Here is a 12,882-nt window from a genome sequence, read left to right on the forward strand (position 1 = left end):
CTCAGCGGCGGGTGGCGTCGCCCTGCTCGTCGATCCAGTCGACCTCGTCGGACCGGTCGGGGTCGACGGGCAGGGCCGGCACCTGCTGGGTGGGCGCCTGCTGGACCGGCAGCTGCTCGGTCGGCGCCTGCTGGGCCCGGGACCGGTGCACCGGCATGCCCATGGTCGAGTCCACCTGCTGCGGGGGCTGCGGGGCTTGCTGGCCCGGGAGGGTCTGCCGGCTCTGGGGAGCGACCGGCGCCGGGGCCTGCGGGGCGGGCGCCGCGGCCTGGTCCCCGGGGACGGCGCCGAGCGTCGGGTCGCCCATCAGGCCGGCCTCGCGCAGCATCGTGCGGGCCTGCTGCTGCAGCTGACGCTCGACGAGCACCTCGTAGCGCGTCGCCACCACCTGGGTGACCGAGGTGAAGTCCCGCCGACCCCGGGTGAGGGAGTAGCCGATCAGCGCCCACACCAGCCCGAAGAGCGCCCCGACGAGCAGCGGCGTCACGATCGCGCGGGGGCCCTGACCGTCGAGCATCATGAACAGGATCCCGACGAAGAGCCCCATCCACAGACCGGAGGCCATCCCGCCCAGCGCGACCTTCGTCTGGGTGAGCCGGCCGGTGACCCGCTCCACCTGGCGCAGGTCGGTGCCGACGATCATGCACTGCTCGACGGGGAACTCGTGGTCGGCCAGGTGGTCCACCGCTCGCTGGGCCTCGGCATACCGCTCGAAGACACCGACGGACGAGGGGAGCTCGAGCTGCAGGCGCTCGGCCAGGAGCGCGGACGTGGGCGAGATCTGGGGCTGCGGCATGGCTCGATCATCGCACCTGCGGCTGGACGCCGTCCGCGCACGACGGCGGCCCGCCGACCCCCTCGCGGAGGTTCGACGGGCCGGTCTCGTGCCGACGAGGGGCGCCGGGGCTCAGCGCTTGCCGTAGTCCTTGAGCAGGCGCCGCCCGATGATCATCTTCTGGATCTCCGCGGTGCCCTCGCCGATGAGCAGCATGGGCGCCTCGCGGTAGAGCCGCTCGATCTCGTACTCCTTGGAGTAGCCGTAGCCGCCGTGGATGCGGAAGGACTGCTCGACCACGTCGGCGCAGTACTCCGCGGCGAGGTACTTCGCCATACCGGCCTCGAGGTCGTTGCGCTCGCCCTTGTCCTTGAGCCGGGCGGCCTTGACCATCATCTGGTGGGCGGCCTCGCACTTGGTGGCCATGTCGGCCAGGCGGAACAGGATCGCCTGGTGGTCGACGATCTTCTTGCCGAAGGTCTCCCGCTCCTGGGCGTAGCCGATGCCGAGCTCGAAGGCGCGCCGGGCGACGCCGCACGCGCGGGCGGCGACGTTGACGCGGCCGACCTCGACGCCGTCCATCATCTGGTAGAAGCCCTTGCCGGGCTCGCCGCCGAGGATCTGGGCGGACGTGGTGCGGTATCCCGTGAGCACCAGCTCGGTGGTGTCGACGCCCTTGTAGCCCATCTTCTCGATCTTGCCGGGCACCGTGACGCCAGGCGCGACCTCACCGAAGCCGGGCTCCTTCTCGACCAGGAAGGTCGTCATGTTCTTGTAGACCGAGTCGGCGCCGGTGTCGGTCTTGACCAGGACGGCCACGAGCGTGGACGAGCCGCCGTTGGTCAGCCACATCTTCTGCGCGTCGATGGTCCAGCCGTCCCCCTCGCCGGGGACGGCCCTGCTCGTGATCGCCGAGACGTCGGAGCCGCAGCCGGGCTCGGACATCGAGAAGGCGCCGCGGATCTCGCCGGTCGCCATCTTGGGCAGGTACTTCTGCTTCTGCTCCTCGGTGCCGTGCTGCAGCAGCATGTAGGCCACGATGAAGTGGGTGTTGATGATGCCGCTGACGCTCATCCAGCCGCGGGCGATCTCCTCCACGGTGAGCGCGTAGGTGAGCAGGGACTCGCCGAGGCCGCCGTACTCCTCGGGGATCATCAGGCCGAAGATCCCCATCTCCTTCATGCCCTCCACGATCTGGGTGGGGTACTCGTCGCGGTGCTCGAGCTCGGTCGCGACGGGGATGATCTGCTCGTCGACGAACTCCCGGACGAGCTTGATCAGCTCCTGCTGCTCCTCGGTGAGGCCGTCGGTGGTCTGGATGCGTCCCATGGGGTTACTCCGCCTTGGTCGGGGCTGCTCTGACTACCTCGGAGTATGCCGAGCAGCGGCGGGCCACGACACCTGAACCGTCCGTGACCCTCACCACGCGCCCGCTCCGCCCCGCTCACCAGGCGCGCCGCAGCACCCCGATCGCCTCGGCCAGGTCCAGCCCGTGGCGCTGGGCGGTGCGCGCGAGCAAGGTCGCCGCGGCCTGGGTCTCGTCGACGGCGCCGTCACGGACGTGCTCCAGCACGACGGTGCCGCCGCGGCCACGGGTGGCCACGTGCCCCTCGGCCTCGAGCTGCCTGTAGGCCTTGGCCACGGTGTTGACCGCGAGCCCCAGGTCACCGGCCAGCTGGCGGACGGTCGGCAGCCGGGAGCCGGTCCCCAGCGCACCCGACGCGATCGCCGCGGTGACCTGCGCCACGATCTGCTCGTACGGCGCAGCCGGGCTGGCCTCGTCGATCGTCACGATCACGTCAGCACCTCCCGGCCCGCGTGCGCCCGGAACCAGCCGAGGTCGCCGTCCCCGGAGACGGCGTGGACGTAGGTCGCGAACACCCCGGCCGCCACCAGCAGCACCACGCCACCCGCCCAGGTCGCCGGGTCGGCCACCCGCGGGCCCGTGGTCGATTCCGGCTGGTGGAGCAGCAGGAAGGCCGTCGGGAGGGCAGCCGCGGTCCAGGCGACGAAGGGCTGCAGGCCCACCAGGTCCCGCAGCGCGATCGCCCGGAGGAGCTCGGTCCACAGCAGGTCCTGCCGGTCCTGGGCGGGCGTCGGAGCGGCGAGCAGCCGCCGGGCGAGCACCGAGGCGGCGAGGTGGACGACCAGCGCGCCGAGCCCGCCCGCCACCGCCCACCGGGCCTGCGCCGGCGACCGGCCCAGCGCCAGGCAGCCGAGGCCCGCGCTCAGGCACAGGACGTCGAGGACGAGACCCCCGCGGGCGGCCCGCAGCTCCAGCGGCGGGAGATAGTGCTCGGGCTCCCGGGCCTGCAGGGTGGCCGCGCGGACCCGGCCGGGCGCGACGACCGGCCCCGTGAGCTGACCGATCGCGGCTCCGATGGATGCAGCGCCGACAGCGGCGAGGCTGATCCAGCCCCGCTGGTCCGACTGGCCCAGCACCCAGGTCGCCAGGAACAGGGCGGTGCCCCCGAGCACGGCACCCCACAGCCGTCCCCGGCGGCGGGCAACGAAGCGCTCCAGGACGGGCGGGGGCGCATCGGCGTCTGGGGGCAGGCCCATGCGGGCCACCCAGGGCCGGGCATCGCGGGCCGCCCCCCGGCGGAGGTTCAGGTGGCCACCGATCACGAAGACGGCGAGCAGCACCGCCCAGAAGGTGCCCTCGGCCGACCAGCCGCCCGTCATGCCCGCACCTCCCGGCCCGCGTGCGCCCGAAACCACCCGAGCCGGTCGTCGTCCAGCTGGGTGAGCAGGTCCAGGGTGAAGATGGCGAAGCAGAGCACGGCCACCACCACCCCGGACCACAGCAGCGCGTCCTGGGCATAGGTCCAGCCGTCGAGCAGCGCGCCCACCACCGGCATGCCGCCGGCGAAGAGCCCGGTCGTGACCCGCGCGCTCGCGACGTCCCGCAGGGCGAGGGTGCGCAGCGTCTCATGCCAGGCCAGCTCCTGCCGGGTGGCGGCCGGGGTCGGCTGCTCCAGCAGCCGGGTCTGCACGACCCGGCCCCACCACCAGGCGGCCAGGGAAGCCAGCCCGAGCGCGCCCACCAGCCAGGTCCAGCGGTCGGCGCCGTTCAGGCACCACTGCAGGCCGGTGAGGGCCAGCCCGAGCACGACGGGCGCCAGGACCAGGGCGACGGCGAGCCGCTCGGCGGGCGGCAGGTAGTCCTCGACGGTGCGCTGGCTCAGCGACGCCGTGCGCGCCCCGGCGGGGGCGGGCGCCGTGGCCCGCAGGGTCCCCCAGGCCGCCCCGACGGCCGACCCGAGCGGGATGGCCATCACCCACCAGACCCCGGAGCCGCCGGCGTCCTCCCGCAGGGGCATCAGTGCCGTCACGACCACGGTGGGGATCCCCCCGACCGCGATGCCAAGGACCAGACCTCGGCGCCGGCTGACGAAGCGCTCCAGGACCGCGGGTCGGTCGTGGGCCGGCTCGATGCCCGTGCGGCGCGTGAGCTTGTCCATCTCCCGGCGGGCGACCCGCGGCGCCGAGCGCCACGAGAGCACCACGAACGTCGCGATCCCGGCCGCCCAGATCGCCGGCAGGGCCAGCACCTGTCCCATCGGACTCCCCCATTTTGTCGCACCTTGTCGTGCGACAAAGCTATGCCCTCCCCCGACGCCCCGCAAGCCCCGCCGGAGCACGTATGCCGAAAAGCGGTTGCCCGCGCCGCGGGCCGGGCACAACGCTGGGCCACAGGCCCCGGCATACCGCCGGTGCCGCAGGCTCTGCCGAAGGAGGTGGCGACATGACTGCTCGCACCCGACGCCACGACGACCGTCACCCCACCTCCTGGATGGAGCGCACCACCCATGACTTCCCCTGCCCCGCAGGACCTCTCGACCCACGACCCGTTCCCTGACGACCGCGACCCGGCACAGCTCGCGCTGCCCGACGGACCCCTCGAGGGGGACCGCTGGTCGACCTGGGACACCGCCACCCACGGCCCCGAGCCCCGCCCGGACTGGGTGATCACCGCGCTGGGCGCGGTCGACGAGGACCTCGGCGTCCTCAAGACCGGCAAGGAGGCGGACGTGCACGTCGTGCGCCGCCTGGTGCCCGGCACCGATGAGTCGATCTCCTTGGCCGCCAAGCGCTTCCGCAGCCGCGAGCACCGCCGGTTCCACCGCGACAGCAGCTATCTCGAGGGCCGCCGGGTCCGCAAGAGCCGGGAGATGCGAGCGATGGCCCGGCGCACGGGATTTGGCAAGGAGATGATCGCCGGGCTGTGGGCCGGGGCCGAGTTCGCCGCGCTCGGCCGTCTCTGGGAGCTGGACCTGCCGGTTCCCTACCCGGTCTCGCTCGACCACACCGAGATGCTCATGGAGCTGATCGGCAGCACGGAGGGACCCACCCCGGTCGCGGCGCCCCGGCTCGCCCAGACCCGCCCGGCGCCCGACCTGCTCGAGGACCTGTGGCAGCAGCTGCGGTCCGCGCTCGTGCGCCTGGCGGGCGAGGGCTGGACCCACGGCGACCTCTCGCCGTACAACGTGCTCCTGGACGGCGAGCGCCTGGTGATCATCGACTGGCCCCAGATCGTCGACGTGATCGGCAACCCGCACGGCTTCGCGATCCTGGAGCGGGACGCGAGCACGATGGCGACCTGGTTCGCGCGCCGCGGGCTGGCGGTGGACGCCGGCGAGCTGGTCGCGGAGCTGGTCGGCGCGGCCACCTCCCGCTGACCTCGGCGAAGACCTACCGCCGGTCGTCGGACCGGCCTGGGCGACGAGGCCCGGCGGATCCGACGACCGGCGGTAGGTCTGTCGGGTGGGGTCAGTAGACCGTGACCTGGCCCCGGAGATGGATCGCGCCCGTCGCGCGCAGCTCGTCCATGTTGCCGTTGTGGATGCGCACGCAGCCGTGGCTGCTCGGGCGGGCGCCCACGTCGAACCTGCTGCCGTGCACCGCGATGCCCTTGTTGAAGTACATCGGGCGGTACATGTCGCCCAGGGTGCCGTGCTGCCAGCCGGCCCCACCGCGGTACTGCGTCCAGAACCGGAAGGTGCCGGAGGGGGTCACGGCGACCCCGCGCCTGCCGTGCTCGACGAAGGGCTTGCCGGTGCCGGTGGACACGTTGAAGATCTTGCTCACCTGACCGTTGTCGACGACGAGCAGGACCTGACGGGCCTTGTCGACCTCGATGACGTGGCCACGCGTGGTGCGGGCCCGGGGGCGGACGCCCGTCGACAGGGCCTTGGCGGTGCGGGCGTCGAGCACGCCGGTGCGCGGCAGACCGGCGACCTTCTGCAGCGCCAGGACGGCCTGGCGGGTGCGCGGGCCATAGGTCCCGTTGGGTGCGCCGAGGCTGTAGCCCAGCTGGTTCAGCCGCTTCTGGGCGGCGAGGACCTGCGGCCCCCGGGAGCCGGTCTGCAGGCTGGACGCGGCGCTCACGGCGGCGATCGGCGCCGTGGCGATCGGCATCGCGGCGGCCGTGGCGCCCCCGAGCCCTGCCCCCCCGAGCAGGACCGCGGACAGACCGATGACGGCGGCGCGACGGCTGATGACGTTGGTGCTCATGATTCTTTTTCTTTCCCCCGGTGCGGGGCCCCTGCGGCCTCGCTCACACCTGGACGACGCCCCTGCACCCCGAGGGGTTGCACGCCGCCGGGAGTGACGTGGAGCACCACGGCCCCGAGTAGGCTGCGCCCGTGAGTCTCCGTCGTGTCTTCGTCGCCCGCCTCGCCGGGCTCGCGGTCTTCGACCCGCTCGGTGACCAGGTGGGACGGGTGCGCGACGTGGTGGTCAGCTTCAGCGCGACGAGGCGCAAGCCACGCGTCCTGGGCCTGGTGGTCGAGGTGCCGGGTCGGCGTCGCGTGTTCGTCCCCATCACCCGCGTCACGAGCATCGACGCCGGGCAGGTCATCACCACGGGCCTGGTCAACATGCGCCGCTTCGAGCAGCGCCCGACCGAGTCGCTGGTGCTGGCCGAGCTGTTCGACCGCGAGGTGACGGTCCGGCAGGCGGGCGACGAGCCCTTCCGGGCGATCGTCGAGGACCTCGCCATCGAGCAGGAGCGGCCGCGCGAGTGGTCCGTGGGCAAGGTCTTCGTCCGCCGCGGTCAGGCCGCCTCCACGCTGCGGCGCATCGCCGGGCGGCGCGGCGAGACCCTGCTCGTGGACGTCCTGGAGACGCAGGGCCTGGCGGTGCGCACCGAGGGTCAGAGCGCGGCGCGGCTGCTCGAGACGTATGACGACCTCAAGCCCGCCGACCTCGCCGAGGTGATCCACGACCTCACCCCTGCGCGCCGCGTCGAGGTCGCCGGCGCCCTGGACGACGAGAAGCTCGCCGACGTCATCGAGGAGCTGCCCGCCGACGACCAGATCGAGATCCTCACGCACCTGGCGGACGAGCGCGCCGCGGACGTGCTGGAGCTCATGGAGCCCGACGACGCCGCCGACCTGCTGTCCGAGCTGCCCGAGGCCACCCAGGAGCACTACCTGCAGCACATGGAGCCGGACGAGGCGGCCCCGCTGCGGCGGCTGATGGCTTACGACGACAACACCGCCGGTGGTCTGATGACCCCGGAGCCGCTGGTGCTGGGCCCCGACGCGACGATCGCCGAGGCGCTGGCCTGGGTGCGCCGCGAGGAGCTCTCCCCCGCCCTCGCCTCGTTGGTGTGTGTGTGCCGTCCGCCGCTGGAGACGCCCACGGGGCGCTACCTGGGGACGGTGCACATCCAGCGGCTGCTGCGCGAGCCGCCGCACAGCGCGCTCGGCTCGATCCTGGACAAGGAGCTCGAGCCCCTGGACCCGGCGGACAGCCTCGGGACCGTCACCCGCGTGCTCGCGAACTACAACCTGACCGCCGCGCCCGTGGTGGACGAGGACGGCCACCTGCTGGGCGTGGTCACCGTCGACGACGTGCTGGACCACATCCTGCCGGAGGACTGGCGCGAGGAGAGGCACGAGGTGACCGATGACTGAGCGGACCCGCGAGCGCGGCGCCGACCGCGCCTTCGAGCGGTCCCGCGACCGGCGCGCCGGTCGCGGGCGCGACCGGGACCGGCTGGACCAGCCGCGCGAGGCCGGCCTGCGGATCGACACGCCGCGGTTGTTCGACGCCGAGCGCTTCGGCCGCGCCTCCGAGGCCTTCGCCCGCTGGATGGGCACCGCTCAGTTCCTCATCTACATGACGGTCTTCGTCGCCGCCTGGCTGGCGTGGAACACCTTCATGCCCGAGGGCGCGCAGTTCGACCCGCGCAGCCTCAACTACACCCTGCTGACGCTGATCCTCTCCTTGCAGGCGTCGTACGCCGCGCCCCTGATCCTGCTCGCCCAGAACCGCCAGGACGACCGGGACCGGGTCGGCCTGGAGCAGGACCGGGCACGCGACGAGCGCAACCTCGCCGACACCGAGTTCCTCACCCGCGAGGTCGCGGCGCTGCGGATTGCCATGCGGGACATGGCCACCCGCGACTACCTGCGCTCCGAGCTGCGGGACCTGCTGGAGGAGCTGGAGGACCGCGGGGTGGTGCCCGCCGCCACTGCCGAGCCCGCGCAGCCTGCCGGCAAGGTCAAGAAGGCCAAGAAGAAGCGCCCGGCCCCGCCGACCGCGACCGTCCCGGACCCGGCCCCCGAGTCCGCAGACCCGCCGGGGGCCGGGCCCGCCGACCTCCGGTGCACCTGCCTCCCCTCGGGAGCGACGGCGGTCCGGCCTGACGCCGACGCGTGAGATCAGGCCCTCCTCCCGGCATACGATGGGAAGCATGTCTGCCCCCACCCCCGACCAGATCCGCGACGCGCTCGCGACCGTCGACGACCCCGAGATCCGCCGGCCCATCACCGAGCTCGGCATGGTCCAGTCCGCCGAGGTGGACGCCGCCGGCATCGTGCACGTGGTGCTGCTGCTGACCGTCGCCGGGTGCCCGATGAAGGACACGTTGCGCCGCTCGGTGACCGAGGCCCTCGCCCCGCTCGAGGGGGTCAACGGCGTCGACCTGGAGCTCGGCGTGATGAGCGACGAGCAGCGCCAGGCCCTGCGCGACCAGCTCCGCGGCGGCCAGGCCGAGCGCGAGATCCCCTTCGCCAAGCCGGGATCCATGACCCGTGTCTACTGCGTCGCCTCCGGCAAGGGGGGCGTCGGCAAGTCCTCCGTCACCGTCAACCTCGCCGCCGCCCTGGCCCGCCAGGGTCTGAAGGTGGGCGTGGTCGACGCCGACATCTACGGCTTCTCCGTGCCCCGCATGCTGGGGGTCGAGCAGCAGCCCACCCAGGTCGACGACATGATCCTGCCGCCGGTCGCCCACGACGTGAAGGTCATCTCGGTGGGCATGTTCGTCGCCGGCAACCAGCCGGTCGTCTGGCGCGGGCCCATGCTGCACCGGGCGCTGCAGCAGTTCCTCGCCGACGTCTTCTGGGGCGACCTGGACGTGCTCCTGCTCGACCTGCCGCCCGGCACCGGTGACGTGGCGATCTCGGTCGCCCAGCTCGTCCCCGGCTCGGAGATCCTGGTCGTCACCACGCCGCAGCAGGCCGCGGCGGAGGTGGCCGAGCGGGCCGGGTCCATCGCCGTGCAGACCCACCAGCGCGTCGTCGGCGTGATCGAGAACATGTCCTGGCTGGAGCAGCCGGACGGCTCGCGTCTGGAGCTCTTCGGCTCCGGCGGCGGTCAGGCCGTGGCCGAGTCGCTCACCCGCCTCGTGGGTGCGCCCGTGCCGCTGCTCGGGCAGATCCCGCTGGACACCCGCCTGCGCGAGGGGGGTGACACCGGCACACCCGTCGTCGTCGGGGCGCCCGAGTCCGCGGCCGGCACGGCGCTCAACGGCATCGCCCGCCAGCTCGGCACCCGCGCGCGCGGCCTCGCCGGCCGGGGGTTGGGCCTCACACCCACGGGACGCTGACCTCGCCCTGGCGACCGCCGCGTGCCCGACGTGCCGAACGGGGTCACGTGGCCTCGATGTCGAAGGGCGTGTAGCTCTCGTCGAAGCGGTGCCCCGGGCGACGCGGCGGTTCCAGGGAGGGTCCGTCCGCGCCGTAGGCCGCGACCGTGGCGCCGCCCGCCGTCGTCGCCGGGACGACCGGGTCCTCCAGCAGCGCCTCCCGCACGATCCGTCGAGGGTCGTACTGCCGCGGGTCGTACTGCCGCCAGTCGATCTCGTCGAACTCCGGGCCCATCTGCTCGCGCAGCGTGACCTTGGCTCCCTCGGCATAGCCACGCACGGACCGGACCAGCTCACGCAGCCTCGCGGCATACTCCGGCAGTCGCTCAGGCCCCAGCACCACGATCGCGATGATGACCAGGAGCAGGAACTCCCCGCCGTTGATGTCGAACATGAGGGCAGGCTACCTGCGCGGCCCCCGTCGGCGCCGCCCGCTCGGGGCACGGTCCACCCCTGTCAGGTGAACGTGCGGCGACCGGCCGGTGAGGACCCGGACCGTCAGGCGCCGACGGCTCCCAGCCGAGGGGCCCGCAGCGCGGGGCGACGGCGCGCACCCCGCACCGGCTGCGGCTCGGCCGGCTGGGTCTGCCCGCCGCGCAACGCCGGGTCGCGGTGGGCAAGCGCGGCACGCAGCTGGGCGCGGCCGCGGTGGATGCGGGAGCGGACCGTGCCGAGCTTGATGTCGAGAACGTCCGCGACCTCCTCGTAGGTCAGCCCCTCGATGTCGCACAGCACCACGGCGGCGCGGAACTCGGGCTTGAGCCCGTCCAGGGCCCGCTGCACGTCGTCGTCGAAGGTCGCGTCGGTCAGGGCCTGCTCGGGCCCGCGCTCGCGCGAGGGGAGCCGGGCCGCTCGTTCGTCGCTCAGCGCGTCGAACCTGATGCGCTGCCGGCGGCGCATGCGGTCGAGGAAGACGTTGGTGGTGATCCGGTGCAGCCAGCCCTCGAAGGTGCCGGGCTGGTAGCGGTCCAGGGAGCGGAAGACCCGGACGAAGACGTCGTGGGTGAGGTCCTCGGCGTCGTGCTGGTTGCCGGTGAGCCGGTAGGCCAGGCGATAGACCCGGCCCGAGTGCTCCTGGACGACCTCGTCCCACGTCGGGGGAGCCCACCCGCAGACGGGCTCGGCGGCGGGCGGAGCTGAGGGGGCCAGGACGGTCATGGCGGACCTCGCGGGAGCTCGGGAGCAGGACACCGGGTGCACCGGGTTCGCACCATCCAACCCTGGATGCCTGGAAGCCCACTGGGAAGCCGCCGAGAAGTCACTGCCCGTCACCGGGTCTCACTGATAACGGATCGCTACACTTCGGGCCATGAGCGCACAGAAGTCGGCCAGCTGGGCCTATGCCGAGGAGTTCATCCCCGAGAGCGCCGTCGCGGACCGCGCTCGAGCCCGCGGCCAGCAGCTGGGGTGCGCGCCCATGGCGTCCGGCGCGGCCGCGGTGCTGCGCCTGCTGGCAGCCGCCCTCCAGGCCAGGACGGTGGTCGAGGTGGGCACCGGCGCAGGCGTGTCCGGCCTCTGGCTGCTCGAGGGCATGGCGCCGGACGGCATCCTCACCTCCATCGACGTCGAGCCCGCCCACCAGCGGGCCGCCCGTGAGGCCTTCACCGACGCGGGGATCCCCCACCAGCGGTTCCGGCTGATCACCGGCCGGGCCCTCGACGTGCTCCCCCGCCTGACCGACGAGGCCTACGACATGGTCGTCGTCGACGCCGACAAGGAGTCCTACCCGGCGTACGTCGAGCAGGCCATGCGGCTGCTGCGCCCGGGCGGGGTGCTGGTCCTCGACGAGATGCTCTGGCACGACCAGGTGGCCGACCCGGCCGCCCGCGACGACACCACCGGGCTGCTGCGTGACCTCGGCAAGCAGGTGCGTGAGCGGGACGACCTCACGCCGGTGCTCCTCGCCGCGGGCGGCGGCGTGCTGGCCGCGGTCAAGCGCTGACCGACCGCCCTCGTGCCACGCAGCGCGACGGCGTCCGACCCGCTCGGGTCGGACGCCGTCGCACGAGCGGTGTCCTGCTGGGAGCGCCGCGGCTCAGCCGGTGACGCCCTTGATCGCCTCGCCGAGCGCCGCGATCTCGTCCGGCGTCATCTCGACCACGAGGCGCCCGCCGCCCTCGAGGGGCATGCGCAGGACGATGCCGCGACCCTCCTTGGTGACCTCCAGCGGGCCGTCCCCGGTCCTAGGCTTCATCGCCGCCATGGCTTACCTCGTCTCCTATCCGGTGCGACCGTCGCCGGCATCACCGATGCCCGGACAGTCACAGACTTGTGACCATTATCCCAAGGACCTCCCGGACCTCCTAATCGCCGTCCACAGGCCCCGACCGGCGCGGCGCCCACCGATCTGCGCGACCATCGGCACCGACGGGCGGGCACCCCGAGGCGTCGCTAGATTGAGGCCGACCGCCATACCTCGAGGAGATCCCGTGAGCACTGCCGCAGACCAGCCCGTCCTCGTCACCGTGGAGGACGGGGTCGGGGTCGTGACCTTCAACCGCCCCGACGCCATGAACTCCCTGGACCTGCCCACCAAGGAGGGCCTGCTCGCCGCGCTGCACCAGGTGGCCGACGACCCGCAGGTGCGCGCCGTGGTGCTGACCGGGACCGGCCGGGCCTTCTGCGTCGGTCAGGACCTCAAGTCCCACGTCCAGCTGCTCCAGGCCCAGGACCCCGCCCTGTGGCGGACCGTGCCCGAGCACTACAACCCTGCGGTGACGCTCGTGGCGACGATGCGCAAGCCGGTGATCGCGGCGATCAACGGCGTCGCGGCAGGTGCCGGCGCGTCGTTCACCTTCGCCTGCGACTACCGCTTCATGACCGACGGCGGCGGCTACAACTTCGCCTTCACCAACATCGCACTGTCCTGCGACACCGGAGCCTCCTGGACCCTCCCCCGCCTGGTCGGCACCGCCCGGGCCAAGGAGCTGCTGATGTTCCCGCGCACCATCAAGGCGCAGGAGGCCAAGGAGCTGGGCCTGGTCAACGAGGTGGTCGAGGGCGACGTCCTGCCCCCGGCCATGGCCCTGGCCCGGCGGATGGCGGCCGGTCCCACCCTGGCGTATGCCGCGATCCGCGACGTGGTGCACTACTCCGCCGAGCACTCCCTGGCCGAGTCCCTCGCCCACGAGGGCGAGCTGATGGACGCCACGGGTTCCTCGCAGGACCACGCGGCCGCGGTCGCGGCCTTCCTCGCCAAGGGGCAGCCGACCTTCACCGGACGCTGACC

15 protein-coding genes are annotated in these 12,882 nt (G+C 73.1%); 6 read left to right on the plus strand and 9 right to left on the minus strand.

The window, feature by feature from the left end; all coding sequences use genetic code 11:
* Nucleotide 1 precedes the first annotated feature (1 nt).
* From ACK2IS_RS12410 to ACK2IS_RS12430, 5 genes are all read right to left on the minus strand, one after another.
* Nucleotides 2-796: a general stress protein gene (locus ACK2IS_RS12410; RefSeq protein ID WP_409483626.1), complete on the minus strand. Its 795-nt coding sequence runs from the start codon at nucleotides 794-796 to the stop codon at nucleotides 2-4.
* Between the two features lie 111 nt (nucleotides 797-907).
* Nucleotides 908-2,104, minus strand: a complete 1,197-nt coding sequence (locus ACK2IS_RS12415; RefSeq protein ID WP_409483627.1) for an acyl-CoA dehydrogenase family protein — start codon at nucleotides 2,102-2,104, stop codon at nucleotides 908-910.
* A gap of 115 nt (nucleotides 2,105-2,219) precedes the next feature.
* Nucleotides 2,220-2,573 carry a GntR family transcriptional regulator gene (locus tag ACK2IS_RS12420; RefSeq protein WP_409483628.1) on the minus strand — a complete coding sequence of 118 codons (354 nt, stop codon included), beginning with the start codon at nucleotides 2,571-2,573 and terminating at the stop codon, nucleotides 2,220-2,222.
* Nucleotides 2,570-3,460: a hypothetical protein gene (locus ACK2IS_RS12425; RefSeq protein ID WP_409483629.1), complete on the minus strand. Its 891-nt coding sequence runs from the start codon at nucleotides 3,458-3,460 to the stop codon at nucleotides 2,570-2,572. The genes ACK2IS_RS12420 and ACK2IS_RS12425 overlap by 4 nt, the downstream gene beginning before the upstream one ends.
* Nucleotides 3,457-4,338 (minus strand): hypothetical protein, encoded by an 882-nt coding sequence (locus ACK2IS_RS12430; RefSeq protein ID WP_409483630.1) that lies wholly within the window; start codon nucleotides 4,336-4,338, stop codon nucleotides 3,457-3,459. The genes ACK2IS_RS12425 and ACK2IS_RS12430 overlap by 4 nt, the downstream gene beginning before the upstream one ends.
* A gap of 249 nt (nucleotides 4,339-4,587) precedes the next feature.
* Between ACK2IS_RS12430 and ACK2IS_RS12435 the strand changes: the two genes are divergently transcribed.
* Entirely contained in the window at nucleotides 4,588-5,457 is an 870-nt protein-coding gene (locus tag ACK2IS_RS12435) for a serine protein kinase RIO (protein WP_409483631.1), read from the plus strand.
* A 91-nt stretch (nucleotides 5,458-5,548) separates the two neighbouring features.
* On the opposite strand, the gene ACK2IS_RS12440 is transcribed toward ACK2IS_RS12435, so the two are convergent.
* Nucleotides 5,549-6,292 (minus strand): peptidoglycan-binding protein, encoded by a 744-nt coding sequence (locus ACK2IS_RS12440; RefSeq protein WP_409483632.1) that lies wholly within the window; start codon nucleotides 6,290-6,292, stop codon nucleotides 5,549-5,551.
* A gap of 131 nt (nucleotides 6,293-6,423) precedes the next feature.
* Here ACK2IS_RS12440 and ACK2IS_RS12445 point away from each other — a divergent pair, with 131 nt between their 5' ends.
* From ACK2IS_RS12445 to ACK2IS_RS12455, 3 genes are read left to right on the plus strand one after another with little or no spacing between them, the layout of a single operon-like run.
* On the plus strand, nucleotides 6,424-7,698 hold the full coding sequence (locus ACK2IS_RS12445; protein ID WP_409483633.1) for a magnesium transporter MgtE N-terminal domain-containing protein: 1,275 nt from the start codon (nucleotides 6,424-6,426) through the stop codon (nucleotides 7,696-7,698).
* Nucleotides 7,691-8,446 (plus strand): DUF1003 domain-containing protein, encoded by a 756-nt coding sequence (locus ACK2IS_RS12450; RefSeq protein WP_409483634.1) that lies wholly within the window; start codon nucleotides 7,691-7,693, stop codon nucleotides 8,444-8,446. Before ACK2IS_RS12445 ends, ACK2IS_RS12450 begins: the two co-directional genes overlap by 8 nt.
* Nucleotides 8,447-8,480: 34 nt before the next feature.
* The gene (locus ACK2IS_RS12455; RefSeq protein ID WP_409483635.1) at nucleotides 8,481-9,614 is read left to right on the plus strand and encodes an Mrp/NBP35 family ATP-binding protein; all 1,134 of its coding nucleotides are present in this window, start codon (nucleotides 8,481-8,483) and stop codon (nucleotides 9,612-9,614) included.
* 43 nt (nucleotides 9,615-9,657) lie between these two features.
* On the opposite strand, the gene ACK2IS_RS12460 is transcribed toward ACK2IS_RS12455, so the two are convergent.
* Together ACK2IS_RS12460 and sigE are read right to left on the minus strand one after the other, a co-directional pair.
* The gene (locus ACK2IS_RS12460; RefSeq protein ID WP_409483636.1) at nucleotides 9,658-10,047 is read right to left on the minus strand and encodes a preprotein translocase subunit TatA; all 390 of its coding nucleotides are present in this window, start codon (nucleotides 10,045-10,047) and stop codon (nucleotides 9,658-9,660) included.
* 104 nt (nucleotides 10,048-10,151) lie between these two features.
* The gene (gene sigE, locus ACK2IS_RS12465; RefSeq protein WP_409483637.1) at nucleotides 10,152-10,811 is read right to left on the minus strand and encodes an RNA polymerase sigma factor SigE; all 660 of its coding nucleotides are present in this window, start codon (nucleotides 10,809-10,811) and stop codon (nucleotides 10,152-10,154) included.
* A 151-nt stretch (nucleotides 10,812-10,962) separates the two neighbouring features.
* Between sigE and ACK2IS_RS12470 the strand changes: the two genes are divergently transcribed.
* The gene (locus ACK2IS_RS12470; protein ID WP_409483638.1) at nucleotides 10,963-11,595 is read left to right on the plus strand and encodes an O-methyltransferase; all 633 of its coding nucleotides are present in this window, start codon (nucleotides 10,963-10,965) and stop codon (nucleotides 11,593-11,595) included.
* 93 nt (nucleotides 11,596-11,688) lie between these two features.
* Here ACK2IS_RS12470 and ACK2IS_RS12475 read toward each other — a convergent pair whose 3' ends face one another.
* Complete coding sequence (locus ACK2IS_RS12475; RefSeq protein ID WP_082176849.1) at nucleotides 11,689-11,856, minus strand: DUF3117 domain-containing protein; 168 nt, start codon at nucleotides 11,854-11,856, stop codon at nucleotides 11,689-11,691.
* A 226-nt stretch (nucleotides 11,857-12,082) separates the two neighbouring features.
* Here ACK2IS_RS12475 and ACK2IS_RS12480 point away from each other — a divergent pair, with 226 nt between their 5' ends.
* Entirely contained in the window at nucleotides 12,083-12,880 is a 798-nt protein-coding gene (locus ACK2IS_RS12480) for an enoyl-CoA hydratase/isomerase family protein (RefSeq protein WP_409483639.1), read from the plus strand.
* The last annotated feature ends 2 nt before the right edge of the window (nucleotides 12,881-12,882 follow it).

This window comes from Arsenicicoccus dermatophilus, assembly GCF_046267915.1.
GTDB classification, from domain to species: Bacteria; Actinomycetota; Actinomycetes; order Actinomycetales; family Dermatophilaceae; genus Arsenicicoccus; species Arsenicicoccus dermatophilus_A.

Excerpts from the sequence above, each read along its gene's own strand:
- sigE (WP_409483637.1), bottom strand. The coding sequence starts at position 10,811 with ATGACCGTCCTGGCCCCCTCAGCTCCGCCCGCCGCCGAGCCCGTCTGC.
- ACK2IS_RS12425 (WP_409483629.1), bottom strand. The coding sequence starts at position 3,460 with ATGACGGGCGGCTGGTCGGCCGAGGGCACCTTCTGGGCGGTGCTGCTC.
- ACK2IS_RS12450 (WP_409483634.1), top strand. The coding sequence starts at position 7,691 with ATGACTGAGCGGACCCGCGAGCGCGGCGCCGACCGCGCCTTCGAGCGG.
- ACK2IS_RS12430 (WP_409483630.1), bottom strand. The coding sequence starts at position 4,338 with ATGGGACAGGTGCTGGCCCTGCCGGCGATCTGGGCGGCCGGGATCGCG.
- ACK2IS_RS12410 (WP_409483626.1), bottom strand. The coding sequence starts at position 796 with ATGCCGCAGCCCCAGATCTCGCCCACGTCCGCGCTCCTGGCCGAGCGC.
- ACK2IS_RS12475 (WP_082176849.1), bottom strand. The coding sequence starts at position 11,856 with ATGGCGGCGATGAAGCCTAGGACCGGGGACGGCCCGCTGGAGGTCACC.
- ACK2IS_RS12460 (WP_409483636.1), bottom strand. The coding sequence starts at position 10,047 with ATGTTCGACATCAACGGCGGGGAGTTCCTGCTCCTGGTCATCATCGCG.
- ACK2IS_RS12440 (WP_409483632.1), bottom strand. The coding sequence starts at position 6,292 with ATGAGCACCAACGTCATCAGCCGTCGCGCCGCCGTCATCGGTCTGTCC.
- ACK2IS_RS12435 (WP_409483631.1), top strand. The coding sequence starts at position 4,588 with ATGACTTCCCCTGCCCCGCAGGACCTCTCGACCCACGACCCGTTCCCT.
- ACK2IS_RS12455 (WP_409483635.1), top strand. The coding sequence starts at position 8,481 with ATGTCTGCCCCCACCCCCGACCAGATCCGCGACGCGCTCGCGACCGTC.
- ACK2IS_RS12470 (WP_409483638.1), top strand. The coding sequence starts at position 10,963 with ATGAGCGCACAGAAGTCGGCCAGCTGGGCCTATGCCGAGGAGTTCATC.
- ACK2IS_RS12415 (WP_409483627.1), bottom strand. The coding sequence starts at position 2,104 with ATGGGACGCATCCAGACCACCGACGGCCTCACCGAGGAGCAGCAGGAG.